The 25,018-nt window shown below is 47.8% G+C and carries 25 protein-coding genes and 1 pseudogene; 17 read left to right on the top strand and 9 right to left on the bottom strand.

Features of this window, described 5'->3' with window-relative positions; translation table 11 throughout:
• The first annotated feature begins 4 nt into the window (after positions 1 to 4).
• Both AM231_RS12260 and AM231_RS12255 read left to right on the top strand, forming a co-directional pair.
• Entirely contained in the window at positions 5 to 343 is a 339-nt protein-coding gene (locus tag AM231_RS12260; RefSeq protein WP_242615133.1) for a DUF6171 family protein, read from the top strand.
• Positions 344 to 422: 79 nt separating this feature from the next.
• The gene (locus tag AM231_RS12255) at positions 423 to 1,670 is read left to right on the top strand and encodes an MFS transporter (RefSeq protein WP_054403635.1); all 1,248 of its coding nucleotides are present in this window, start codon (positions 423 to 425) and stop codon (positions 1,668 to 1,670) included.
• A 141-nt stretch (positions 1,671 to 1,811) separates the two neighbouring features.
• Here the strand turns inward: AM231_RS12255 and AM231_RS12250 are convergent, their stop codons facing one another.
• The 3 genes from AM231_RS12250 to AM231_RS12240 all read right to left on the bottom strand — a co-directional run bounded on the left by AM231_RS12250 (position 1,812) and on the right by AM231_RS12240 (position 5,070).
• On the bottom strand, positions 1,812 to 3,065 hold the full coding sequence (locus tag AM231_RS12250; RefSeq protein WP_054402844.1) for an MFS transporter: 1,254 nt from the start codon (positions 3,063 to 3,065) through the stop codon (positions 1,812 to 1,814).
• A gap of 2 nt (positions 3,066 to 3,067) precedes the next feature.
• Entirely contained in the window at positions 3,068 to 4,141 is a 1,074-nt protein-coding gene (locus tag AM231_RS12245) for an ROK family transcriptional regulator (protein WP_054402843.1), read from the bottom strand.
• Positions 4,142 to 4,323: 182 nt separating this feature from the next.
• Positions 4,324 to 5,070, bottom strand: a complete 747-nt coding sequence (locus tag AM231_RS12240; protein WP_054402842.1) for a sulfite exporter TauE/SafE family protein — start codon at positions 5,068 to 5,070, stop codon at positions 4,324 to 4,326.
• Positions 5,071 to 5,141: 71 nt separating this feature from the next.
• On the opposite strand from AM231_RS12240, the gene AM231_RS29050 reads away from it, so the two are divergent.
• Both AM231_RS29050 and AM231_RS30445 read left to right on the top strand, forming a co-directional pair.
• Positions 5,142 to 5,282, top strand: a complete 141-nt coding sequence (locus tag AM231_RS29050) for a hypothetical protein (protein WP_165593393.1) — start codon at positions 5,142 to 5,144, stop codon at positions 5,280 to 5,282.
• Positions 5,282 to 5,390 (top strand): annotated as a pseudogene (locus AM231_RS30445) (LacI family DNA-binding transcriptional regulator); the annotation flags it as partial. The gene AM231_RS29050 and the pseudogene AM231_RS30445, both read left to right, overlap by 1 nt.
• Before the next feature lie 171 nt (positions 5,391 to 5,561).
• Here AM231_RS30445 and AM231_RS12235 read toward each other — a convergent pair.
• Entirely contained in the window at positions 5,562 to 6,236 is a 675-nt protein-coding gene (locus AM231_RS12235) for a pentapeptide repeat-containing protein (protein ID WP_054402841.1), read from the bottom strand.
• Between the two features lie 264 nt (positions 6,237 to 6,500).
• Between AM231_RS12235 and AM231_RS12230 the strand changes: the two genes are divergently transcribed.
• From AM231_RS12230 to AM231_RS12210, 5 genes are all read left to right on the top strand, one after another.
• The gene (locus AM231_RS12230; protein ID WP_054402840.1) at positions 6,501 to 7,595 is read left to right on the top strand and encodes a redoxin domain-containing protein; all 1,095 of its coding nucleotides are present in this window, start codon (positions 6,501 to 6,503) and stop codon (positions 7,593 to 7,595) included.
• Positions 7,596 to 7,687: 92 nt separating this feature from the next.
• Entirely contained in the window at positions 7,688 to 8,020 is a 333-nt protein-coding gene (locus AM231_RS12225; RefSeq protein ID WP_054402839.1) for a hypothetical protein, read from the top strand.
• Between the two features lie 304 nt (positions 8,021 to 8,324).
• Positions 8,325 to 9,161 carry a WXG100 family type VII secretion target gene (locus AM231_RS12220; protein ID WP_054402838.1) on the top strand — a complete coding sequence of 279 codons (837 nt, stop codon included), beginning with the start codon at positions 8,325 to 8,327 and terminating at the stop codon, positions 9,159 to 9,161.
• Positions 9,162 to 9,180: 19 nt separating this feature from the next.
• On the top strand, positions 9,181 to 9,381 hold the full coding sequence (locus tag AM231_RS12215; protein WP_054402837.1) for a hypothetical protein: 201 nt from the start codon (positions 9,181 to 9,183) through the stop codon (positions 9,379 to 9,381).
• A gap of 5 nt (positions 9,382 to 9,386) precedes the next feature.
• The gene (locus AM231_RS12210) at positions 9,387 to 9,707 is read left to right on the top strand and encodes a DUF4176 domain-containing protein (RefSeq protein WP_053494190.1); all 321 of its coding nucleotides are present in this window, start codon (positions 9,387 to 9,389) and stop codon (positions 9,705 to 9,707) included.
• Between the two features lie 119 nt (positions 9,708 to 9,826).
• On the opposite strand, the gene AM231_RS12205 is transcribed toward AM231_RS12210, so the two are convergent.
• Together AM231_RS12205 and AM231_RS12200 are read right to left on the bottom strand one after the other, a co-directional pair.
• Complete coding sequence (locus AM231_RS12205) at positions 9,827 to 11,518, bottom strand: glycoside hydrolase family 13 protein (protein WP_054402836.1); 1,692 nt, start codon at positions 11,516 to 11,518, stop codon at positions 9,827 to 9,829.
• A 42-nt stretch (positions 11,519 to 11,560) separates the two neighbouring features.
• Positions 11,561 to 12,346, bottom strand: a complete 786-nt coding sequence (locus AM231_RS12200) for a glucose-1-dehydrogenase (protein ID WP_054402835.1) — start codon at positions 12,344 to 12,346, stop codon at positions 11,561 to 11,563.
• A 358-nt stretch (positions 12,347 to 12,704) separates the two neighbouring features.
• Here AM231_RS12200 and AM231_RS12195 point away from each other — a divergent pair, with 358 nt between their 5' ends.
• The 5 genes from AM231_RS12195 to AM231_RS12175 all read left to right on the top strand — a co-directional run bounded on the left by AM231_RS12195 (position 12,705) and on the right by AM231_RS12175 (position 18,843).
• Entirely contained in the window at positions 12,705 to 14,774 is a 2,070-nt protein-coding gene (locus AM231_RS12195) for a bifunctional rhamnulose-1-phosphate aldolase/short-chain dehydrogenase (RefSeq protein WP_054402834.1), read from the top strand.
• Between the two features lie 196 nt (positions 14,775 to 14,970).
• The gene (locus AM231_RS12190; RefSeq protein ID WP_054403634.1) at positions 14,971 to 15,747 is read left to right on the top strand and encodes a DeoR/GlpR family DNA-binding transcription regulator; all 777 of its coding nucleotides are present in this window, start codon (positions 14,971 to 14,973) and stop codon (positions 15,745 to 15,747) included.
• 118 nt (positions 15,748 to 15,865) lie between these two features.
• The gene (locus AM231_RS12185) at positions 15,866 to 16,603 is read left to right on the top strand and encodes a (Fe-S)-binding protein (protein WP_054402833.1); all 738 of its coding nucleotides are present in this window, start codon (positions 15,866 to 15,868) and stop codon (positions 16,601 to 16,603) included.
• Positions 16,590 to 18,119, top strand: a complete 1,530-nt coding sequence (locus tag AM231_RS12180; RefSeq protein ID WP_054402832.1) for a LutB/LldF family L-lactate oxidation iron-sulfur protein — start codon at positions 16,590 to 16,592, stop codon at positions 18,117 to 18,119. The genes AM231_RS12185 and AM231_RS12180 overlap by 14 nt, the downstream gene beginning before the upstream one ends.
• Complete coding sequence (locus tag AM231_RS12175) at positions 18,103 to 18,843, top strand: LutC/YkgG family protein (RefSeq protein ID WP_054402831.1); 741 nt, start codon at positions 18,103 to 18,105, stop codon at positions 18,841 to 18,843. The genes AM231_RS12180 and AM231_RS12175 overlap by 17 nt, the downstream gene beginning before the upstream one ends.
• A 102-nt stretch (positions 18,844 to 18,945) precedes the next feature.
• Here the strand turns inward: AM231_RS12175 and AM231_RS12170 are convergent, their stop codons facing one another.
• The gene (locus AM231_RS12170; protein WP_054402830.1) at positions 18,946 to 19,650 is read right to left on the bottom strand and encodes a copper amine oxidase N-terminal domain-containing protein; all 705 of its coding nucleotides are present in this window, start codon (positions 19,648 to 19,650) and stop codon (positions 18,946 to 18,948) included.
• Between the two features lie 144 nt (positions 19,651 to 19,794).
• Here AM231_RS12170 and AM231_RS12165 point away from each other — a divergent pair, with 144 nt between their 5' ends.
• On the top strand, positions 19,795 to 20,277 hold the full coding sequence (locus tag AM231_RS12165) for a hypothetical protein (protein WP_054402829.1): 483 nt from the start codon (positions 19,795 to 19,797) through the stop codon (positions 20,275 to 20,277).
• A gap of 219 nt (positions 20,278 to 20,496) precedes the next feature.
• Here the strand turns inward: AM231_RS12165 and AM231_RS12160 are convergent, their stop codons facing one another.
• On the bottom strand, positions 20,497 to 21,351 hold the full coding sequence (locus AM231_RS12160; RefSeq protein ID WP_054402828.1) for an SDR family oxidoreductase: 855 nt from the start codon (positions 21,349 to 21,351) through the stop codon (positions 20,497 to 20,499).
• A gap of 288 nt (positions 21,352 to 21,639) precedes the next feature.
• Between AM231_RS12160 and AM231_RS12155 the strand changes: the two genes are divergently transcribed.
• Complete coding sequence (locus tag AM231_RS12155; protein WP_054402827.1) at positions 21,640 to 23,148, top strand: UDP-N-acetylmuramoyl-L-alanyl-D-glutamate--2,6-diaminopimelate ligase; 1,509 nt, start codon at positions 21,640 to 21,642, stop codon at positions 23,146 to 23,148.
• A 23-nt stretch (positions 23,149 to 23,171) separates the two neighbouring features.
• Entirely contained in the window at positions 23,172 to 24,266 is a 1,095-nt protein-coding gene (locus tag AM231_RS12150) for a PQQ-dependent sugar dehydrogenase (RefSeq protein ID WP_053492840.1), read from the top strand.
• Positions 24,267 to 24,376: 110 nt separating this feature from the next.
• Here AM231_RS12150 and AM231_RS12145 read toward each other — a convergent pair whose 3' ends face one another.
• Complete coding sequence (locus tag AM231_RS12145) at positions 24,377 to 25,015, bottom strand: helix-turn-helix transcriptional regulator (RefSeq protein WP_053492841.1); 639 nt, start codon at positions 25,013 to 25,015, stop codon at positions 24,377 to 24,379.
• Between the last annotated feature and the right edge of the window lie 3 nt (positions 25,016 to 25,018).

Genomic DNA, 25,018 nt, shown 5'->3' with positions numbered 1-25,018 from the left:
TGATATGGCGGACAATCAATGTAAAGGCTGCCAAGACGGTTACCGGATCAGCGATGAACAAATTCATCGTGTTCTGGCCTCTCCGATGTTCAGCTCCGACCGCTGTGTTTCGGATGACGAGTATGATACCCGTATACAAGTGTGCAAGTTATGTCCGAAGCTGCTGGGAGGAACGACCTGCGCACTGTGCGGCTGTATCGTACAGATCTCCGCCAAGCTCAAAGCTAAGTGCTGTCCGTATCCTGAGAAGACCGCTGGCTCGCGGCCGTTCATTCTATATAGCGATTTATTGCCAAGCCTGCCTCTCATGGAAGGAGCAGGTTTTTTTGCCATATGTGACTGACCCCTCTCTTTACAGAAATATACAATCATGGTATGACTAATAAAATGGATTTGCTTGCGGGAGGGGAGAGGGTGTGGACATGAAAAGAGGAAGCTTTTTATATTACTGGATCGCGCATTCCAGTATCTCACTGGCAGGCGTAGTCTACCTTATGGTACTGACAACCTTTATGTATCAAGAGTCCGGATCGGCATTCATTGCTGCGTTGTTTCCGCTATTTAATGCCGTTGCAAGGTTCTTGGCTGGCTTTACGGCTCCGCTTGTCATGGAGAAATTCAGCTTCTCCAAGCTTCTGGTACGGCTTCAGGTCATGAAAGTTCTATTGTTGACGACGCTCGTTATCATATTTCCATACATATCTTCTCAGGTTTACATATTGTGTATCTTTATTTTATTGATAGCTTTCACGGAAGGATGGGGAAACCCGCTGATTCAATCCATGGTTCCGAGAATGGTTGCACCAGACCGCTTGGTGAAGGCCAACAGCTCATTATCCGTGACTAGCCAATCCTTGCAGATTGCCGGATACACGTTTACGGGCTTTGTTGTCATAAGGTTTGGACATATGCCAACGCTAATCATAAGCTGTTTATTGGTCTGGCTGTCCGTGATCTGCCTATGGATTGCCGTGCGTTCCATGAAGGAGAAGGAGCCGGCTGGCGGTGGTCAAGAGAAACCAAGCTGGGAAGTCATTCGGGAAGGCTGGTTATACCTATGGAGAATTCCTACTTTGCGATTGATTACGATGATGGATATGATTGAAGGGGCTGCCGGAGCCATCTGGGTGGGGGCGATTACGCTGGTTTTTGTAAATGAGGTACTTCATCAAGGCGAGGCATGGTGGGGATTCATTAATGCCAGCTATTATATCGGCGCTATTGCAGGCGGCTTGCTGACGCTGCTGATATCTTCATTCATCCAAAAAAACTTGATTGCTTGCATGGCCGCTGGTTCTGCTGTATTCAGTCTGCTGACCTTATGGTATGGCTTGAACAGTATCCCTGTTATGGCCTTAATTCTATGTATCGCAATGGGACCCGCATATCAGCTGAGGGATGTCGCCCAGCAAACGGCGTTCCAATCGGCTGTGGATCATCAGATGCTGCCGAAAGTTTATGCATCACGTGATATCTTGATATCTACCATAACGAGTATATCCATGGCTGCCAGTGGTTTAATAGCGGATACGCTCGGGATTCGTATGGTATACATTGCTGGTTCTGTTTGTATTGCGATATCGGCTGGTTTGTCATTTATGATCTTGAAGCTGCAAAAAAATGCGATCACAACCCTGGCAGCGGAGGCAACCGACAGCCCTTTATCATGAATTGGTTACGGAAAATCCGTACGCACAAGGTGAAAGTGATATCTGTACGCGGAGCAAGCCATCCGCTGAGAATGATGAAAGGGAGTCCTCTTATACAATAAGAGGACTCCCTTTTGAGTGATTCATTAAACATTCGAATGATCAGATCAATTGCTTGCGTACTTTTAAATATCGATACAGAAGAATACCAAAGAATGAACAGAGCAAGGCGCAGAGTCCGATGAAGCCATAGCCTGCTTGGAGCCCGCGCAGCAGACCAAGCTCCGTTCCACTGCCGTACATTTGCTTGAATCCGTTCGTAATCGCTCCGATCGCGTAGTTGCCGATGACGCTGCCGATTCCCATCATGGTGACGATGAACGTAATCGCAGTGTCACTCTCTTTGGGATATCTTTTGGCGATTAGAGCCATAACGGTCGGATAGATCGGCGCAATTCCAATGCCCGCTGCAGCGAACAGGAAGGCATACGATTCGCCCCCAAAAATGGCGATAAAGGTGCATACGCCTGTCAACGCGGACAGGATGATAATGGACAGTGTGAAGCCGATCCGGTCCGTGATTGGCCCCAGCAGCAGACGTGCCGCCGAGAAACAGAGGAAGAAAGCAGACAGCATTCCGGCTGCAGCGGTAGGCTCCCATTGGTACGATTTTTCAAGGAAATTGACGAGCCAGCCGCCAACGGCCATCTCCGACACGACACCAAAGGACAGAATCAGGACGACAAGCCACAGAGCGCGATCTTTGACTAATACCTTGAGTGGAGTCCGCTCCGTTACGGATAGATCATCACCCGGAAACTTGCTCATGAGCGCCGGAATCATCGGCAGTATGGATAACATCAACATGGCCAGATACATCCCCCGCCAGTCCAGCGTGTACTGAAACACGGTTACGGTCATGAGACCGGATGCAATCATCGGTGCCACGGTAGAGCTGATTCCGTAGAAGAAATGGGACAGGTTCATCATGGTGCCTGTGTTTCTCACGAAGATACGTGCGGCCAGTATGGCGAGTCCGATCTCGAGCATTCCATTTCCTATGTACATGAAGAAATAGGACGCCGTAAATGTGGGATAGCTGTGTGACAGAAATATAAAAATGCCCGAGACAGCCATCGAACCGAAGGCCAGTATGGTAACCCACTTGATACCAATCTTGCGAGTTAACAGAGCGGTAAAAGAGCAAGCGATCAAGTATCCGAGCGCATTCAGTGAAAGTAAGGTCCCGATCTGCATCTCATCCAGATTGAAATCGAACTGAATTCTCGGGATGGCTGGTCCCTTAATATTTTCCGATATTCCAAAAATGATAAATCCGAGAAAGATCGTTGCCAAGTGCAGGGTGTAGTCTTTGCTGAACTTAGGTTTTGTTGTCGGTTGAAGGTCTGAATTCACGGTTACTCCCCATTCGTCGTCGTTGTATTTATAAATGTGCTGGTATCGGATATCATCATATCCATCGCAAGCCGCTGGAGGCCGGCTATATAATCATGTTCCCAAGGGCGAAGCAGCATTTCGGGCAGATGCGTCTGCGGTACGTAAGCGGAAGCCCGGTCTTTAATGGAACGCAGGGTGGAGGGCAGCAGGTTATGCTCGCACCACAGAATGGCGTCAGGGTTTAAAATCGCAGTTAAGGTGGCGCTTAAGCGGCTCAACGCATCGATTTGCTCTTCATCCGGCTCGACCAGACTGCTCATTACGGAGTCTCTGCGGTCCAATACATGAAGAAGGTTGTTGTCTCCACTCATCGGCACATAGCCGATCTCACCCGTGAAGAACGATCGTCCCCGAACGACATTACCGTTGATCAACAGCCCCGCCCCCGGCCCATTGTGTCCGAGGTACACGTATACAAGGGAGGCTTCCTCCGAGTGACTAAGATTCTGGTAGCCGAGCACGGCTGCGTTCATGTCATTTTCTACGATTACAGGAATAGAGTACATCTCTTCCAAATAGGCTTGGAGGTCGAAGTCCTGGAAAGCGCTATACGACGGTATGTGAAAAATAATACCATCCCGCACCGACGCCGGCATACCGACGGCGATTGAACGGATTTTCGGATAACGGTGCGCCCAGTTTCTGATTTGGGAGGCCAGCGCTTCCGGTCCAGCCTGGAGAATACCATCTTCAACCGTCCTCTCGATCAGATCGCCATTCCAATTAAAGAGGGTGTAGACGCTCTGGTCCTTCTCATAATAAACGGCCAGCCCCAGCATATAATTCGGATTAAAGGCATAACGGTTTGCCCTCCTGCCGCCGCTGGACTCATCTAATCCGAGCAGGTGGACTTCACCTTCCTTCGTCATCTGTTCCAGCACTTTGCTCACGGTAGGAAAACTGATCCCTAGTTGTTCACTGAGCTCCGCCTTGGTTCCGCTCCCAAGTTCAAGCAGGGAAGAGCGGAGGGCCCGCCGCACAGCGAACTTCATGGATTGAGGTTTAGGTATAGCTTCATTGCGCGTAGTTATCACCCCGTTTTCTTACTTATTAAATCCGTTTAATAAGTGTCTGCTGATGATTATTGCATACAGAGCATGATGGTGCAAGAACAATTTTAGGTCAAGGCTTTGGGAGAGGGACAGATAGAAGAAAAAGAGCGCCCGCAGGTGAGAGAAAGGTGTGCGTACGCTCTTTGAGTGATTATTAGGAGCCATTAGCGGAGGAGCATAATGGTCCCGCCGAGAATCGGCATGAGGATCATCGAGAACCGCAATAGTGTGCGAGGTGCTTTGTTGGTGAATTTGGCTCCGATGTAGGAGCCGATCATCGTGCCTGCAACGACTTGCAGCAGGAGCAATCCGTCAATATATCCTGCCTGAAAATAACCGAGGCCGCCAAAGAGGGCGATTGGCATGATCACCATCATCGTCGTGCCTACGGCCAGTGTGATTGGCAAGTTGAACAGAACCATTAAGGCAAGCTGAATGAACGGAGTCGAACCGATGCCGAACACTCCGGACATTCCGCCGGTGATTAAGCCGGAGATTAGGGCCATCATCCAGAACCGGGAAGAATGGATAGAGGTTAGCATAGGCTTTGGTGTGAGCTTCATGCGGGTCCTCAGCATGATTAACAGACCGGACAGAAACAGCATCATTGCCGTACACCATACCAGCCGATCCTCCGGCATAAGCCGGGCGGCAAAGCTGCCTGCATAAGAACCGATAGCTCCGAATAATCCAACGGCCAGCCCGGTTGATAGAATCGCATTCTTCTCCCTGATATGACTGATGGAGCCGGAGATCATGGTGAATACCATGGCTGCGATGGACGTGCCAAGTGCAGTATGAACAGGAATGTGAAATACAGTCACCAGAAGTGCGATAATAAAGCCGGATCCGCCGGCACCGACAAAACCGAGAAGCCCGCCCAGAAATAACATCGTGATGAAAATACTCATATGAGCCTCTTCTTTCTTTGTGTATTCATTTCAATTTTTCTATTATACATGAAAATTAAGATGTCGCATCCATGGGCTATCCAGCACAAGCCAGCGGCGTGGAGGAATCGACAGATTTGATAGAGCTTCATGGTACCGCTGATCAGATATCCATTGACAATAGCGAGACTCCACGAGAAAATGTACGCGCGTACATTACCAGGGAGGATTGATTTTTATCGCTAGTCGTAAAGAGGCAGCTCAGGCTTGCCGGTGTTTCAGAAGCCACGGTGTCACGTGTTCTGAACGGGGTCGGTCCGATCAAGGCAAACGCTATGAGATGGTGAGCACTTGTAATATTCCCGCGCAATTGCCACTCGGTTTACCGAAATATACGCTGGATCAATTATACTTCATACAACAAAATCGGCTTAACTCGGAGGGTCCATTGAACCAACGGGGAAGCCGATTTTTTATGCTGTGCTTGAACGAGTTCCTTATCCATTCATCCACTATTCTTTCACGACGAGACCGAAGATTTTGGTTAACGGAATCGCTTGATGCGGCGAAATGATGCAGCCTTGAAGATCTTCCAGGGTGGCGCCGATATTATGGAAGTCTGTTCGACTCAGATCAATTCCCGCCAGCTTTGTGCCGGAGAACTGCGATTGGTCGATCTGACAATCCAGGAATTCGACCTTATGTAACTCGGAATGATAAAAGTCCGATTTCACGAGCGAGGTGGATTGGAAAGATACCTGTTTCATATTAGCAAATCGAAACGTGGCGTAGTCACCCGTGCATTGATGGAATACGACATTTCGAATCGTTGCCGCCGTCAAATCGAGACCAAGAATTTTGCAATGATTAAATTGTACCCGGTACATGATGGCTTCGCTCAGATTTACATTGGACAAATCACAGTGGTTGAACACGAGATCCGTAAGCTCGGCATGTTCAAGTGTAACGTGCTGGAATGTAACATTTTGGAATATCATTTGGTCGAATTGAACCTTGTCTGCCGAAATATAAGACACTGTCTCGTCCTGGCATATGGATTGTACGAATGAGGATTCATCATCAAGTCCTATATCTGAGAGGATCACAGATTCTAGCTGTTTCGGAAGCTTGGGTTTCACGATTTTGACCGGTGTTGGCGACTTGTCAGTTTGGCTGTTCGATGACATGAGTTTACCTCCAAACATCGGAATATGTATTCATTGAGTAGAAGTATATCATGTCCTTAGCACATTGTCCGGTCACGGTTTTGGGAAATAAAGAAGGATCACAGAACATGTCCGCGAATATAACATAAGGAAATGAGAGAAACACCACATCTGATCGATCATAAGGCATCTGCGACAAGTTTACATTCGGATGACAATCTACTATGATGTTGATATACCCCGGTGGGTAGTGAATAAGCCATGCCGCACCATAGGAGGTCACATTTGAGTATAATTCCAATCGGTCCTTTGATGATCCGAGCAGATATCGTTGTTTTTCTGATATGCGCCGCGGCCGGGTTTGTCGCTTTACGTTTTCGGTTGCATCAGATCCCACAGCGGGAATGGTTACTGGATACCTATTTATCTGTACTGATTATCGGTTTTGTCTCATGGAAATTCGGAATGCTGGTATTCGATCCAATCCGGACTCTCCAGCATCCGGGTGCGCTTATTTATATGACAGGCGGAGCTAAAGGTTTATGGCTAGGGACGATCCTTGCTCTTATATATGCCGCTCTTCGCTGGAGGAAGCATAGGGAAGATTCCGCCTTGCTAGTAAAATCAGCTGTCTTGGTGATTTATGCCAGCGGTTTCGCAGGGTATCTGTTTCTATGGTTATGGAGAGATGGGGCAGACCTATCGTCTTCCTTATTGTATACCATATTGTTCGGCGTGCTGTTCATATTCAGCTGGCTACACTTCAAATCGTCATTGACCAAGTTCCTTACCTTGGGTTTAGGGAGAAACGGAGCGGTATGGGTTGTTATGTTAGCCCTTTTGGTATGGGTTATCTATGATTTTACTTTTAGCACGGCCAATAAGCGTGAAGCTGCGACGCCTTCGATTCAAGAGGGAAGTAAGGAAGTCATTGCGGAAGGTTTGAAGCCAGGACAACGCGCCCCGGATTTTACTCTGATGAATCAGAATGGTCAGGAGGTTAAGCTGTCTGACTATCGCGGACAAACGGTGTTTCTTAACTTCTGGGCATCGTGGTGTCCTCCTTGCAAGGTTGAGATGCCTTATATGCAGGACTTTTACATCAATCACCAGAATGAAGAAGTCATTATACTGGCTGTTAATATGACGCATTTGGAGAAGAGCGCGAGTGAAGTCCACTCTTTTATTGAGAAGAACGGGTTAACCTTCCCTGTCCTGTACGATCAGAACGGAGACAGTACTCACCGATACGAGGTGGTGGCCTATCCGACCACTTATGTTATTTCACCCGATGGTACGATCTCTGAGCGGTTTCAAGGGGCAATTGACGAAGACCTGATGGTTAGAGCCTTTAGGAAGGCTAGTGATGTAGGCAGGTAAAAGAGCGGAAATTCGCTGACGCGGACATCTATCTCTGCCCTCTTTCCCTCAGCAGGAATATAATACACAAACGCTGGGGAGGAGATGAAAAAGTGCAACCAATACCAATTTCCGCAGAAGGCTGCAGAGGGTATATCGGTAAAACCGTTTGTGCGGTCATGCACGATGGAAGAGAAGTCGTGGGGACAATTCGAGGTGTTCATGACCATGGACTTGAGCTTGACTTTGGGAACCCAACCGCATATACATTGTCCACTAAGGGGAAAAAGGGGAAAAAATCTGTAAAATCGACTAAAAGAGGAGCCCAAACTTCCGCATTCGGGCCTTATGGCTATGGTCCTTACGGAGGGTATGGCTATGGAGCCAATGTGTTTGCCTGGAGTACGATCGCATTGTTGTTCCTCATTCCGTTTTTATTTATCTAAAGCGATAGAGAGCACATATCACGGACAGAAGTTCATATCTAGTGATGAAAAGACCGTGCGGAAAGCGTTCCGTACGGTCTTTTTTTTGACATTATTTTATGACTCAGGCCAGTTCTATTTTACTAGTTCCGATCACATGGAAATGAACCCTTCGCTTGATTGTCGCTTTCCTTATTACCTACTAGAATAGAAAAATGTGGTTATTCGCTTGATAAATCGGTTAATAGTCTAATGAAGTAAATTGGAAAATGTATAGACTGCCTGATAGAGTAATGGCAGCGTGACAGAAGGGGCGTCCATATTTATGTCTAATCGTATTTTAGTTACACCTGAGCAGCTGGAGCAGGTCTCCTCGCAATTTGCGCAGTCGGGACAACTCAGCAGCGATATGGTGCAGCAGCTTCAACGAAGCATTCATGAATTGGAAAGTCAGTGGCAAGGTATGACACGGGAGCGATTCTACGGAGAATACCAGCAGGCCAGATCAACGATGCTTAAATTTGTTGAATGCCTGCAATCGATCTCTACAGAATTGAATCAAATCTCGGTGAAATTCCGTACAACAGATGAACAGGTGAATGGAGCGGTTGTGGGCGGTGCAGCTGCAGGTGCGGCCGTTCTGGCAGGGAGCGCGGGCAGTGGTGCTGTTCCAGCAGCGGGAGTCAAAGCGCCAAAGGGACCAGCCGTGGATCCAAAAACAATACTGGATAAAGCGATAGAAGGCTATGAAGTCGAGGGCAGCGTCGTTGGCAATAAAGAAAATGGCCTGTATGCGAATGCAATAAACGGCAAAGCCAGTGCAAGCCTTGTGGAAGGCGTGGAGGTTGGCGGTTCGATCGTTGAAGCGGGCTTTGACAACGATTATGCCAATGGTTCAGTCAGCTTGATGAATGCTGAGGTTGAAGCATCCGTGAAGGATGGCACATTGAGCGTGGGTGCTGAAGGCACAATTACCAAATATGAGGGCGGGTTTAAGATACCTTTGCCATGGACTGATAAATCATTAAATATCGGCGGATCTGCATCACTGGGTGTGGTTGGCGGATCAGCTGAAGTAGGTAAAAACGGATTAAGCTTCCACATTCCCCTCGGGCCTGGAATCAGCTTGTTCGGATTAGGCGGTTCCGTATCTGTTAAGTAAGAAGGAGGCGCAGGCGCCGATGAACGATAAACAGCGAAAATTCAAATACATAATGATGGTCATTGGCATCGTAGGTGTGTTAGGAACAGTGATTCCTAATCTATTGAGCACGGAATATGCGGCTGCGGAGAAGACCGTTATATGCCTATCTTATCTGGTGGGTATACCGCTCATCGTCTCGATTGTATATGGGATCGGCAAAAAAATATTGAAGGGTTGATGAACATGGAACAGCATGATAACACAGAACAGAAGCTGCTGCCCATCGGATCTGTTGTTAAGTTTAAGGATTGGAACCAGACTCTGATGATATATGGGCGAATGCAGAATGACTCCAAAACGCTCAAGCGTTGGGATTACGTTGCATGCTTTTACCCGCACGGCAATCTTACTGCAGACTCCAATATCTTTTTCAATCATCAGGATATCTCAGAAGTCGTATTTATGGGGTATGTTAACGAGGATGAGATTGCATTTCGCGATGCTCTCATGGAAGGAATTGCGAAAGCAGATCAAATGGCAGCAACAGGGAAAGACCCCTCGTAATATATAACATTACTTGTCATGAACACATAAACGGCCTCTCATCCCCTGGATAGGGTATTGAGAAGCCGTTTTTTCGTGTGCGCTAAAAGTTTATGGGGAGGTTTCCTACAGGCTTACAATCAATAAAGCCGGTATACTCTTGCCTCATAAGGCTGCAGCTGAATCTCATCTGCTTCTTCATCCAGATTCGGACTGTAGTTGGAAATCAATAGCTCTCTGGACAAATCGCGAAGGTCTTCAGGCCATTCAAATACCGGGCTCTCTCCAAAAAAGTTAAGGATTACGATGATCTGATCCTCACTCCCGTCCAGCGTGCGCGTATATACATACAGCTCAGAATCCAGCGGCAGCAGTAATTTATACTCGCCATACACCATTACTTTATGGGTCTTGCGCAGAGCGAGGAGACGTCGATAGTAATGAAAAATGGAATTCGGATCACTCATCGCGGCCTCTACGTTCACTTCCGAATAATTGGGATTCACTTTAATCCAAGGATCACCTGTGGTGAAACCTGCCTGAGGACTGGCATCCCACTGCATCGGGGTGCGGGCATTGTCACGGCTTTTGGCGCGAATCGCCGCCATGGTCTCATCCATTGGTTTGCCATGAAGATGAGAATACTCATAATAGTTCAAGGTCTCTACATCACGGTAATCCCCGATCGTTTCAAAAGCCACGTTGGTCATTCCAATTTCTTCACCCTGATAAATATAAGGGGTGCCCTCCAAGGTTAGCATAAATGTGGCTAACATTTTGGCCGATTCAACACGATACTGTTGATCATTGCCGAACCGGGATACAGGTCTCGGTTGATCGTGGTTTCCCAAATAGTTGGCATTCCAACCTTTCTTGTGAAGGGTTGTTTGCCAGTTGCTTATTATTTTTTTAAGTTCAAGCAGTGTCCACGCTCGGGGTACCCACTTGCCTGTGCCTGCTGAGGCGGAATCCAGGTTCATATGCTCGAACTGAAATACCATGTTGAGTTCATGGCGAGCATCCCCTACGTACTCCAGTGCCTGTTCGGGACCCAATCCGGAAGTTTCACCTACCGTCATAATGTTGTAATCCATCCAAACTTCCTCATTCAGTTTCTTCAGCATCCAGTGGACCTTCTCGAGATTGGAGAACAACTGGTAAGCACGCACAACGGGAAGGTGCTGAGGATTATCCGCATTTGGCAGACCTTCTGCCTTAACGATATGGGCGATGGCGTCTAATCGAAAACCATCTACACCTTTTTGCAGCCACCAGCTGATCATTTTATACAATTCGTGAACCATTTCGTCGTTGTTCCAATTCAAGTCGGGCTGATATTTGGAATACAGATGCATATAGTACTCATCGGTATTCTCATCGAGTTCCCACACCGATCCACTGAAATAAGACTCCCAATTGTTAGGGAACAGGCCATTAACCCCTTTTTTCCATATATAGTAGTCTCGTTTGGGGTTATCGATAGAAGATCTGGATTCTTTAAACCATGGATGTTGATCGGAAGTATGGTTTAGCACCAGGTCCATCATGATTTTGAGTCCCCTGTCATGAGCCTGCTTCAAGAGTTCATCAAAATCACTCATGGTGCCAAATTCGGGGTTAATCGCATAAAAATCACTGATGTCGTATCCGTTATCCTTACCGGGAGAATCATAAATGGGGCAGATCCAAATGACATCAATACCGAGGTTTTTTAAATAATCCAGCTTGGAAATAATCCCTTGAAGATCACCTTTCCCATCTCCGTTGCTGTCCTTAAAGCTGACTGGATATATCTCGTAAACGGCTGCTTCCTTCCACCAGGTTTCATTCATGTGTGTATTCCTCCCGTCATGTAGTGATGGTGTTATGGAAGTTTATCCGTGTCCTCCCTGGAAGGACGGGTACTTGGTCATGCCTCCGTCAGCAAATAGGGTAATCCCCGTGACGTAACTGGATTCGGAAGAAGCGAGCCAGGCTGCGGCAGCGGCGATCTCTTCCGGACGTCCGATATATCCGAGGGGAATAAGAGATTCAACGCCTTTCTTCGCTTCAGGATCGGAGAACTTGGCAGCGTTAATCGGGGTATCGATGGCCCCTGGGCCGAGGTTGTTGACACGGATTCCCTTCGGTGCGAATTCCAGCGCTAGCGTTTCGGTTATCATTTTGACTCCGCCCTTACTCGCGGCATAATGAAGGAAATGCGGCCAAGGAATGGTTTCGTGAACGCTTGATATATTAATAACTCTTCCCTTGATCTGATGCTCGATCATATAGTCGATCGCTTCACGACAGCCCAGAAAGGTACCCGTCAGGTTCACATCCAGCACCTTTCTCCAGTCCTTTAACGATAAATTTTCGGAAGGGACTTCGTTCTCAATCCCTGCGTTGTTAACCATGACGTCAAGCGATCCAAAATGATCATGGGCAGCAGCCACCAGCTTGCTGACATCCTCTTCACTGGTGACATCTCCATATACCCCTACAGCTTTACCTCCATAGGATTCAATTTCGCTGACCATCTGTTGTACTTCTTGCTCGTTGCCCAGGTAGTTGATGATGACATTCATCTTCTCTTGCCCAAATCTTAGCGCGATCGCCCGTCCGATACCGGAAGAAGCTCCCGTTACGATAGCAGTGTTACCTTCAAGATCTTTGTACAAGCTAATCCCTCCTGTCGTCGAGTCTCTAAGTGTACAGTACAGTAATATTTTAACCCGGAACAATATGGGTGAAGCTCGCTCTTCAGGTCGTGAGTCCGAAGGCGGGGGGATAGTAGGAGAACATGGCCCAAGAATCGTATATGTGTGCATTATGCGAGAGTGGTATAGACGAAGGTAATGTCCGACATGCCTGTTTAAGTTTGTTTTTGTGTCAATATCAAATATAAAAGGATGAAAATAAATCATCATTCCTTTGTTTTTGCCTTGAAATAAATACTATTCAAAAACAAACAGACGTGATATCATGATAAACAAATATAAACAAAAATTTTGTCTGTTCAATCGGAGGGGAAGCTTCATGGTTCAGAGCTTATGGGAAAAGTCAAAGGCACAGCAGGCTAAGAGTACATTGGATGAGCTCGTTTATCGGTCGAATTTGATTGGTGCCGATCGACGAGTGTGCAACTGGGGCGGTGGTAACACATCCAGCAAAACAACGATACAGGATTTTCGCGGCAATGAAGTAGAGGTTATGTACGTGAAGGGCAGTGGCTCTGATCTTGCAACCATGAAATCTGGCAATTTCACGGGCTTGCGCATGGAGGATATTCGGCCGTTGTTTGATAGAGATTCGATGTCGGATGAGGAGATGGTGGCTTATCTGGGCCACTGTATGGTAGATGCTAAGGACCCGCGTGCATCCATCGAGACGCTGCTGCATGCTTTTCTGCCTTTTAAGCACGTTGACCATACACATCCGGATGCCATTATCAGCTTGTGCTGCGCTCATAACGGCAAAGCAACAGCTCAGGAAATCTTTGGCGACCGTTTCGTGTGGGTTCCGTACGTCCGTCCGGGATTTACACTGTCTAAGATGATAGCTGAAGGGGTTCTGGCAAATCCAAAAGCAGAGCTTGTTCTCATGGAGAAGCACGGACTCGTAACCTGGGGAGATACATCTGAAGACTGTTATGCACAAACCATTCGAGTCATTAGTGAAGCAGAAAGCTACATTGAAGCAAGGGTAAGTGATGAGAAGCTGTTCGGTGGTCCGAAGCATGCACCGCTCGCCTCCGATATACGCCGCAGCTTGGCTTCTGAAGTGATGCCTGTCATCCGCGGCGCAGTAAGTGATGTGAAGAAGATGATTCTCTCATTTGATGATCAGAAGGATGTACTTGATTTTGTCGGCGGTAAGGAATCACCAAGGCTGTCCCAAGTTGGCGCAGCTTGCCCCGATCATCTGGTTCATACCAAGGTCGTTCCACTCTTTATCGACTGGACACCCGATGCTGATGATGTTGAAGGTCTAAAGACAAAGCTTATTGAAGGCATAGCCAAATATAAAGAGCAGTATATCGCTTATTTTGAACGTAACCACCATGAAGGAGATGTCATGTTTGAAGCTGCGCCTCGTGTCATTCTCATTCCTGGAATCGGTATGATTAACACCGGGAAGAGCTGGGCTAATTCGCAAGTCAGCGGCGCACTCTATCATAGAGCGATTGCCGTTATGCGGGGTGCAACTGCTTTGGTTGATTTCGTTTCTCTGAGCGAGAATGAATCCTACAATGTAGAGTATTGGCCGCTCGAGTTATACAAATTGAGTCTGGCACCGGCCGAAACGGAGTTTTCCCGTCAGATTGCCTTTATAACCGGGGGAGCAGGCGGTATCGGGAGTGCAGCGGCCCGCAGATTGGTGTCAGAAGGAGCCCATGTTGTTCTTGCTGATCTGAACCTAGAAGGGGCACAGCAAGTAGCTGAGGAAATCAATGCAAAGTACGGAGAGAATCGAGCATTTGCCGTTAAAATGGATGTAACTGACGAAGAAGCCGTTCAGCGCGCTTATCGTGAAACATCCATCACCTATGGCGGTGTTGATGTGATTGTTAATAATGCAGGGCTTGCTACATCCAGTCCTTTTGACGAAACGTCTTTAAAGGAATGGAACCTGAATATGAATGTGCTCGGAACCGGTTATTTCTTAGTTGCCCGAGAAGCCTTTTCATTGATGAAGGTACAGGGACTTGGCGGAAGCATGGTATTCGTAGGGTCGAAAAATTCCGTGTATGCCGGAAAGAATGTTACTGCTTACAGCTCAGCAAAAGCTTTGGAAGCCCACCTGGCCCGCTGTATTGCTGCAGAGGGAGGAGAGTATGGAATCAGAGTGAACACCATTTTGCCTGATGCTATACTGCAAGGCTCCGCGATATGGAATTCGAACTGGAGAAACGAGCGGGCAGCAGCGTATGGCATTGAACCGGAACAGCTGGAAGAACACTATCGTAAACGCACTACACTGCTTGTTAACATCTATCCGCAGGATATTGCCGAAGGTATTGCTTACTTTGCTTCATCCAGATCTTCGAAGACAACCGGCTGTATGCTGACGATTGACGGCGGAGTACCTGCTGCATTTACTCGCTGATTCATAGGGAAGAAGAAATTGTTGCGATTGCTCATTCATGCTTGCATCAGGTAGGTTTCGGCATTCATAATGAAAATACTAGGTACAGTGAACTCGAATGCAAGGAAAGTAGCCTACCTGTTCGAGTTAGCGGTTCGCTCGTTCAGCGAAGGCAGGCAATAGAGAGAATATATGTATAGTAAGGATGGGCGGTATGATGCTGGTAGCAGAACGGTATGAGAAAATAGTAGAGCTGGTCAACGAAAGAGGGAGTATCCGTGTCTCGGAGCTGAGCCAGCTGTGCGGTGTGACGGAGGAAACGATTCGCCGTGACCTCGATAGGCTGGAGCATGCAGGGCGTCTGCGCCGTTCCCACGGAGGAGCGGTTAGCGTGAAGGATCAAGCGGAGGTTCAACGTTCGCAGCCGGAAATACCGTATGCTGAGCGGGAAATCACGAATGCGAGTGAGAAGCAGCAGATTGCGGAGGAAGCGGTCAAGCGAATCCAGGCGAATGATCGCATTCTGTTGGATGCAAGTTCAACGGCTTGGTATATGGCCAAGATTATTCCGGACATTCCGATTACCGTTCTCACTAATTCAATTAAGGTGGCTGCTGAGCTTAGTACCAAGGAACGGGTACAGGTCATATCGACAGGCGGTATTCTGGCTCATCGCTCTCTCTCCTTTGTCGGTCCGCTGGCGGAACGCTCGCTTGATGCTTATTACGTGGATAAAGCTTTTCTATCATGCAAGGGTGTGCACCTTGAACGGGGGCTTAGTGAATCCAATGAGCTTCAAGCAAGAATCAAGCATCAAATGATTGGCATGGCCGATGAGACCATTCTGCTCGCCGATGCCAGCAAATTCGGCATGCAAGCTTTTGCGCAGGTTGCCGATCTATCTCAAGTGAATCTGATCATTACGGATCAGCGTTTGACGGAGGCGGAAGCGGCTCCATATCGAGCTTTGGGCATTCCGGTTGAGTCTGTTTAGAACATAGAAACACTACTTTATATACCGATATGGAATCCCCCCACGAATCGGGGGGATTCTTGCTTAGCCCGATTTCATTGATATCGGCATTGATCCTGATGATGGCGAGGTGAACACGATGAAGATTTCATTATTTGTAACTTGTCTCAGCGATGCCTTGTTCCCGCGGGTAGCTGAAGCGATGGCAAGACTTCTGGGAAGGTACGGCGTGCAACTGGAATTCCCGGAAATCCAGACTTGCTGCGGCCAACCGGCCTACAACAGCGGGTATTGGGATGAGGCACGCATCAGTGCCAAAACCATATTGGACGCTTTTGAAGATAGTGATTTTGTTGTGGCTCCTTCGGGCTCCTGTACGTATATGATTCATCATTATCCGGACTTATTCAAAGACGATCCAACATATTTCAATAAAGCGAAAGTGCTCCAATCCAAGTGCTACGAGTTCACACAATTTCTGGTTGATGTTCTGGGTGTAACTGATGTAGGAGCCTTTTATCCGCAAAAGGTAACCTATCATCCTTCCTGCCACGGAAGCCGATTGCTTGGCGTAAAGGAGCAGCCATTAAAGCTGATGAAACATGTGAAGGGGCTGGAGCTTGTTCCATTGCCTTTTGCCGAGGATTGCTGCGGGTTCGGTGGAACGTTTGCCGTTAAGATGGCAGATATTTCAGGTGCCATGGTAACGGAGAAAAGTGATCATGTGCTGGAAACCGAAGCATCTGTATTGGTCGGTCTTGACATGGCCTGCCTCATGAACATTGCCGGCAATCTTCGTCATCGGGGGGAGAGGGTTAAGGTCATGCATCTGGCCGAGCTTTTGTATGAGGGGGTGTGTGCACATGAGCTCATCTGAATTGAAAGCCAAGACAGTTAAGGAACGTGCAGGTCAAGCCCTTAACAATGATTTTCTGCGCAACGCGGTGAAGTTTACGACAGAGCGGCTGCGGCTTGGCAAAAAGCTTGCGTCAGAAGAACACGGTAACTGGGATGTGTGGAGAGAGCGTGGACGCCAGATCCGGCTCCATACCATTGCTCATTTGGATTATTATTTGAATGAGTTTGCTGAACAGGCCAGGGCCAACGGAGCCCATGTCCATTTTGCGGAGACAGCAGAAGAAGCGGTGGCGATCTCCCTTCAGATTACCGAGCATAAGTCGGCGAAGTCCGTCGTGAAATCGAAATCCATGGTCTCCGAGGAGCTGCATCTGAACAAAGCCCTGGATTCCATCGGTGTGGAAGCAGTGGAAACGGATCTCGGCGAATATATTATTCAGCTTGCAGATGAGACGCCTTCTCACATCATTATTCCCGCCATTCACAAGAACCGTTATCAGATCGCGGAGTTGTTATCTGCAGAAGCAGGCGAGACGCTGCCGCCCGATACAACGATTCTGGCAGGTTTTGTCCGCATGAAGCTGCGCGAAAAATTCCTTGAGGCGGATATTGGCATGACAGGGTGTAATTTTGCGATTGCCGAGACGGGCTCTATGGTATTGTTCGAGAATGAGGGCAATGCCCGCATGGTCACGACCGTGCCCAAGACTCAGATTACCCTGATGGGCATGGAGCGGATTATTCCCTCATGGGCAGATCTCGAAGTAATGGCGACCTTGCTGCCGCGGTCGGCGACCGGTCAGAAGCTGACCGTTTATATGTCCGGCATCAGTGGGCCGAAGAGAGAAGCGGATGCAGATGGGCCTGACGAAATGCATATTATTATCATCGATAATGGACGCTCTCTGCAGCTCGGCGATCCTGAATTTCAGGAGCTGCTGAACTGTATTCGCTGTGGTGCATGTCTGAATGCATGTCCCGTTTATCGACATATTGGCGGGCATGCCTATGGCGGTACGTATAGCGGACCGATCGGTGCTGTATTAACGCCAGCCTTGAACAAGAACGTAGCGGAATGGGATGATATCGCTAACGCCTCCAGCCTGTGCGGCGCCTGTTATGAAGCATGCCCCGTGAAGATTCCCTTGCATGATATGCTGGTATCCCTGCGTCGCCGAAAGATTGAGGCCGGGCGCGGTGACAAGCTGGAAGCGATGGGGATGAAGGGCTTCGCGGCGGTCATGGGGAATGCCAAACGCTATCGCAGTGCGATAAAGCTTGGAAAGTGGGGACAGAAATTAGTCGTACGAGGCGGGGAAATAAGGACGCGAATCGGTCCATTAAAGGGATGGAATTCGTACAGGGTAACACCCAGTTTGCCCAAGCAATCCTTCCGTGATCGTTGGCCGGAAGTTGCACAGGAAATTCACAGTACATCTGGACCAATGAACCCTGAAATCGCAGCGCGATTGAAGGAGCGGCTACTCGCAGCAGAGTTCCGAAAGGGGGAAAAAGCCTATGACAAGCGAAACTGATCACAATTGGCTTAACCGCCTTGAAGAACAGTCACGTCTGAAACAAGAGCAATTCATGGACGGTATCGCGGCGAAGCTGGGGAGAGACCGGATACGCACTGCTCCGGAGCACCCCTTCCGCGGGGCACCCGACTTTTGGAAGGAGTTCGAATGGCCGCTGGAGCAGAGGATTACGCAGTTTACAGCCAACTTTGAAGCAGCCGGTGGCCATGTGGTAAGGCTGAGCAATCGCGAAGCTGTCAGCCAGTTTATTAGGGATAAAGCGGTGGAGATGAGTGCAGCGACTATTCTTCGTCAGCAGGAAGAGGCGCTGAGCTGCCTGAGGCTGGAAGAGAGCTTGCTGGAAGCACAGGTACTCTCCTGGAATGATGAAGCAGACACCGATTGGAGGGCTGTAGCTGCCAGAGCAGACTTTGGTATTGTCATGGCAGATTATGCGACGGCTTATACCGGTTCAATAGTGGTGAAATCTGCCCCGAATAAAGGCAGATCCGTCAGTCTGCTGCCGACCGTGTTGGTGGCTGTCATCCCCGTTGACCGAATGGTAACCCGACTAGGAGAGATATTGGTGCAGTTCGATCAGGCCGGGCGTGAGCAGCTTCCCGCAGGGATTCATTTTATCTCGGGACCAAGCCGCTCCGCTGATATCGAGAACGATCTTACGATTGGCGTTCACGGCCCTGGCATTGTATATGCCTTGCTGGTAGATTCCTATGAGAATTAACGAATGACATTTGATTAATAAATAGCCCCAAGCGGGAGCAGAAACGATATGCTCTCGGCTTGGGGCATTTATGATTATGGGCTGATAAACCTTTTATCAATTTTAGTATTCTTGTTTGAATGTTAGACCAGGAAAAACTGTGTATGATGAAAGGGCTTTTGCTGATTGTTCAACTTCTTTAATTAGATATTTATCACTCTTTGGTTTCGGGGTTACATCAATATCCCATGTATTTTCAGTGGGTGATGAGCGACCAACATAATTAACGAATTTAACACGCACTTTATACTCGCCTCTACCGTCCACTGAGCCCGTCTGTTTGGCATCAATGATCTCATAATTTAATAATGAAGGAAAATGTCCGCCTCCAGGTACATAAACTCCTGGAGCAATGAATGTCTTATCGAAACCTTCAACGACAAGGCTCTTAACCAATTCTTCATCCTGGCCATCATACCCTATAATAAACAGGTCAATCGTTCTCTTGACTGCAGCCCACTCCTCAGCAGACGTATCATTGAGTGATTGACTCCAAACATCGGTTGTTTTTGGATTAGAAGTTCCCTGTTGGATGGAGACTGTCTGCGTTTTGGAATCCCATGAGACATTGGCCCCAAGTGCCTTAGAAATCGTGCTGATCGGGACGAGAACTCGGCCATTTACATTCTTTGGAGCAACATCGGTCGCAATATTGTTCCCATTCACGACGATTTTAATTTTCCCAGATCCAAAAGCATAAGTCCCTCCCAATACCAGCGAAATACTAAGGGCTACAGCTGAGATCGAGAATAACTTTTTATTTTTCATAAACAATACCTCCTACAAGTGATCTGTATTAAGATAAACGAAAGATTCGAATAATTAGTTACCAAAAAAGTAAAAAACTATATTTATTCAATTAGGGAAGGTGCGGCGGAGGCTATTGCGTTACAATCATCAAGGGAGGAATCTATGAAAATAAGAATGCTATTCACAATGGTTTTGCTTAGCGTTTTATTTTTGCCCGCCTGTTCAAAAGCGGGAGACAACAAAAACCAGGAGACACACAATCAAAATCCAACCACCATTTATATCTCTCTTTACAGAACTGATTCAACAAAAGTTCAACCGGAGCTGATCAACGTGGTAGGCGTAGACGACCCTCATTTATTGAAACAGGCGAACGATTGGAAAAAAGAAGGCGTTCAGGCTACTTTACCTTCTCCTGATAAGATTGATCATATTTATGTCCTCCAATATTCATACGAAGGAGCCAACCCAAAATCGGAGTATTATATGTACGTAACGAACAGCGAAGGAAACAACTATATAAAGCAATTTGAATATAACGGTTCTTACGATTCCTATCAGGATTCTCTGAAAAAAGAAGATGTAATAAAAAAGATTGGCCTGGACGGTTGGAAGAAAGTTTCGGCTATGGAATGGTTGTATTAGTGGGTTCCAAATTAATAGATGATTGATATTCCTTTAAATTCAAAATAAAACCCACTCCTATGCGAAAGCAAGAAGTGGGAATGGGGAAACCGTCTGTAGCTAGCTATTCTTTACATACAGCCGTTAAGGAATTTCTGATACTACCTTTATCAGGAGCATGGGTATATAGAAAAAATTGAAATTCTTTAGGGAGACAAGGCACTATTCTTGAGCGGGACATTACTTGCCCTTGCGCGTCAGTTCAGCCAGATGGTCCCACTGCTCATGGGTAATTTCCGCCAAGTCGTTGAACTGCCCCGCTCCCTGCAGCCATTCACCCCCATCAATCGTGATGACGTCGCCATTAATATAACTGGCATAATCAGAAATGAGATACGCGGCAAGATTGGCCAGCTCCTCCGCATCCCCTACGCGGCGAAGGGGGATGCGGTCGATCATCTTTTGCTCTAGATCAGGTGTAGGTGATAGCCTTGACCAGGCGCCTTCGGTAGGAAACGGACCCGGTGCGATTGCGACCTGTCGGATACCGTAAGTGGCCCATTCAACGGCGAGGGAACGTGTCAGCGCGATTACGCCTGCTTTGGCGGCTGCAGAAGGAACCACATAGCCAGAGCCAGTTGAAGCATATGTTGTGACGATGTTAAGCATCGTTCCGCTTTTGCCTTGCTCTATCCAGCGTTTGCCGACCTCCAGGGTTGCATAAAAGGTGCCATGCAGTACAATGTTCAGCACCGCATCTACAGCTCGAGGAGAGAGACGCTCCGTTGGGCTGATAAAATTCCCGGCGGCATTGTTGACTAGCACATCAATGCCTCCATAATGCAGCTCTGCCGCTTCAACGAGTGCAGCGACCTGCACAGGATCTCGTACATCACAGCTTTTGTACCATACCTCGAAGCCCTGTTGCTTTAATTCTTCAGCAGTTTGACGCAGAACTTCCTCACGGCGTCCGCAGATGACGAGCTTGGCGCCGAGCTGAGCGAATTTCTCACCCATGGCTCGCCCAAGTCCTGTTGCGCCTCCTGTTATTAATACGACTTTATTAAGCAGCAAATCGTCGGTGAACGGTCCCATGGATCAATCTCCTTTCATCCAGGTGGTGGATACAGCCAAAGCATAGGAAGTAGGATAAAATTTAGATACAGGAAAGCTATAACATTTGATCGCCACAGAATTGTAATCGTTTATAATCAGAGTACCACGGTTCTTCATTCCCGTCACCCCTGACTTGATTCAGAACAGAGCTGCTTGGTTAGGATAATTAGAAAAGCTGGTTAAAACCATACATAGTCGTCCATTCTACATCTTATACATCACATATGTTCTGGCATTAAGATTACATCACGAGACGAGGATGCCGATATGAATCTGAAATTACTGACGGAGCGGCTGATACTTAAGACGATAACGGGCAGCACTTCTGTGGATATCACGAACATAGAAACAGATTCACGCGCGATAAGGCCAAGCGGCCTGTTTGTCTGTCTTCCGGGTTTTCGCGTGGACGGCCATGACTATGCCAGGAATGCAATACAAAACGGTGCGGTTGCCATCGTCGCTGAGCGAGAGCTGCCTTTGCTGCCAGGGAGCATTACCCTTATTGTGGTACCGGATACACGAAGAATATTGCCGATTCTCGCAAACGTTTTTTATGATAATCCTACACAGCGTTTGAAACTGATCGGAATTACCGGAACGAATGGCAAGACAACCACAACCCATATGATTGAAAAAATCCTTAACGATGCTCATCGCAAAACGGGCATTATCGGTACATTGTACATGAAGATGGGGGAACATGTTGAGAAGACGCTGAATACCACGCCGGATACGATCCAGCTGCAGCGTTATGTACATACCATGGTCACACAGGGCGGCTCCTATGCCGTGTTGGAAGTGTCTTCGCATGGATTGGATATGGGGAGAGTTCGGGGATGCGATTTTCAGACCGTCGTTTTCACGAATTTATCACACGATCATCTGGACTTCCATTCCAATATGGAGAGCTACCGCAACACAAAGGAGTTGTTGTTTACTCAACTCGGTAACAGTGAGTTCGATATGCTGAAGAAGGCAGTATTGAATGCCGATGATGAAGCATCGTCCTATTATGCGAAACGTACATCCGCACAGATCATCACCTATGGTATTCATAATATGGCTGATGTTCGGGCAACGCATATTCAAATATTACCGGAGGGCTGCAAGTTCCATGTTGAAACGCCGTGGGGGCAAGGCGATATCAGTTTGAAGATGCATGGTGCTCATAATGTGTATAATGCCCTTGCGGCGGTGACCACTTGCCTGCTGGAAGGGATAACGCTTGATGAAATCCGCAGAAGTCTTGGGCAATTTGCAGGGGTTGAAGGCCGGTTTCAAGAGATAGAGACAGGACGAAGCTTTCGCGTGGTTGTAGATTATGCTCATAATCCCGATGGACTCAAGGCTACATTGCAATCCGCCAAGGAAATTACCAGAGGCAAAATGATATGCGTAATGGGCTGCCGAGGCGAGAGGGATCGATTGAAACGACCGATTATGGCGGATATTGCTGCTTCATACTCGGATTATGTGTTGTTCACAACAGACAATCCGTTCTCGGAGGATCCAGAGCAGATTATGATGGAGATGTTGGGAGGCTTAACCTCGCATGAGGCAGGGAATTGGGAGGTTATCCTGAATCGCAAAGAAGCCATTCAACGGGCAGTGGAACTGGCAGGTGACCATGATCGGATCATTATTACCGGACGAGGTCATGAGACCCGCTATATAGCAGGCAGCCAGATGGAAACGTTTAGCGATGAGGATATTGTGATGAATTCATTGCAGTGTATGAAGCAAAGCATCCAGATCATGACACCGGAGCTATAAAAATTACCGGGAGGTGCTGGACTATGAAAAGAATGAAGTTTGGCGCAAGCGTAATCGCGGCCTTGCTGCTTCTTGTTGCCTGTACTCAGCCTACCCCTTCAAAGGAAGAAGGGAGGCAGGAAGAACGCCAGGAGAAGCAAACAAATCCAGCCTATCAAGTGGTTGCAGAGCAGTTGAGAACACCTTGGTCTATCGATTTTGACGGTGCTACGATTTATGTCAGTGAGCGGGAAGGGAATATCGTACAGATCAAGAACGGCGTTCTTACCAGACAGTCGCTTCATACCAACAAGCCGGTAGCACAGATAGGCGAAGGAGGATTCCTGGGCTTTGCGTTAGCTCCTGATTTTCAGGATTCCGGCAATGCCTTTGCCTACCATACCTATGAGCAAGGTGAAAAGCTAATGAACCGATTGGTCCTTTTGAAGCAGGAGGGGAATCAATGGAGAGAATCGAAAGTTCTCCTGGAGCGCATTCCCGGCTCCAATGTGCATAATGGCGGGAGAATATCGATCGGTCCTGATAAGATGCTCTACGTAACGACGGGAGATTCAGGTGAAGAAGAACTTGCACAGAACCAGGAGAGTTTGGCAGGCAAAATATTGCGTTTGACGCAAGATGGCAAAGTCCCGGCGGATAATCCGAACGCAGGCTCCTATGTCTTTACGTTAGGGCATCGGAACTCGCAGGGCATGGCCTGGAATTCGAAAGGGGAAATGTACAGCTCTGAACATGGACCATCCGGTACGCCAGGGGGACATGACGAAATTAATAAGATCAGGGCAGGCAGCAATTACGGATGGCCCGAAATAATTGGAGATGAACAGCAAGAGGGCATGAAATCACCGATATACCACAGCAGTGAAACGGCTATTGCCCCTTCCGGGATCGCTTTTGACGAAAAGGATCACTTGTATGTCGCAACCCTTCGCGGTCAGAAGCTGTATGAATTTCAGCCGGAGAATGACTCGCTTAAAGTGGTAATGGAGGGTGAGGGCAGATTAAGAGATGTCAAAATTCATAACGGGCGAATTTATGTCATTACGAACAATACCGATGGCCGGGGAGTGCCTTCCGATCAGGATGATCGACTGCTTGTGCTGGAATCATTCCATTAAGTGGACATGTCTGCTGATTCAGAGAATAGAATAGATTAAGAACAGCTACTAAAAAGGCCCCTTCCTTGTATGGAAGGAGCCTGAAGTGGCAATAACAGATATTATGTTTGCTAGGCTTCCGTTTGCTTTCGAATGCGATACACGCATTTTTTACCACCCTTGGCAAGGCACTCGGTACGTTCCACATCTGCTTCCAGCAAGGATTGAAACAGGTCTAGCTCGCAGCGACAGGCGTGCTGATACCGGTTGGCTACCTGGGATATGGGACAGTTCAGCTCTTCGAGGAGATACTCCTCTTCGGTGACTTTTTGGTAATCAACCATATAGCCGTTATCGTTCTGAATCTGGGCAAGGGCAGCCACCCGATCCTCGAGGGCCTCCGCTTTGACCGTCGGCGTGTACTTGTTCAACAAAGTATCCTTGCGCTTATCAAACAGGAGTGAAATCATCTCATCGCCAGCCTCTTCTTGCAGCTCATTAAGCAGATCGAGCGCAAGCGCATGATAGTTCTTAGGGAAAAAGTCCTCCGCAGAATCAGTAAGACGATATAAAGATACGGGTCTTCCCATCGGCTGCTTCACGGTTCGGTATGTGATGTAACCTTCACTCTTCAAGCTTTCCAGATGACGCCGTACAGCCATGCCTGTAATGCCAAGCGCTTCGGTAATGGACTTTGTGCTGAGCTCACCATTTATTTTTAACATTTGCATGATATATTCGCGGGTGGAATATGCAACTTCTTGATTCACTAT

Source organism: Paenibacillus solani (genome assembly GCF_001277345.1).
GTDB lineage: Bacteria > Bacillota > Bacilli > Paenibacillales > Paenibacillaceae > Paenibacillus_AQ > Paenibacillus_AQ solani.
The sequence above is the reverse complement of the archived record's forward strand: the minus strand, read 5'-3'. Positions and strand labels throughout refer to the sequence as shown.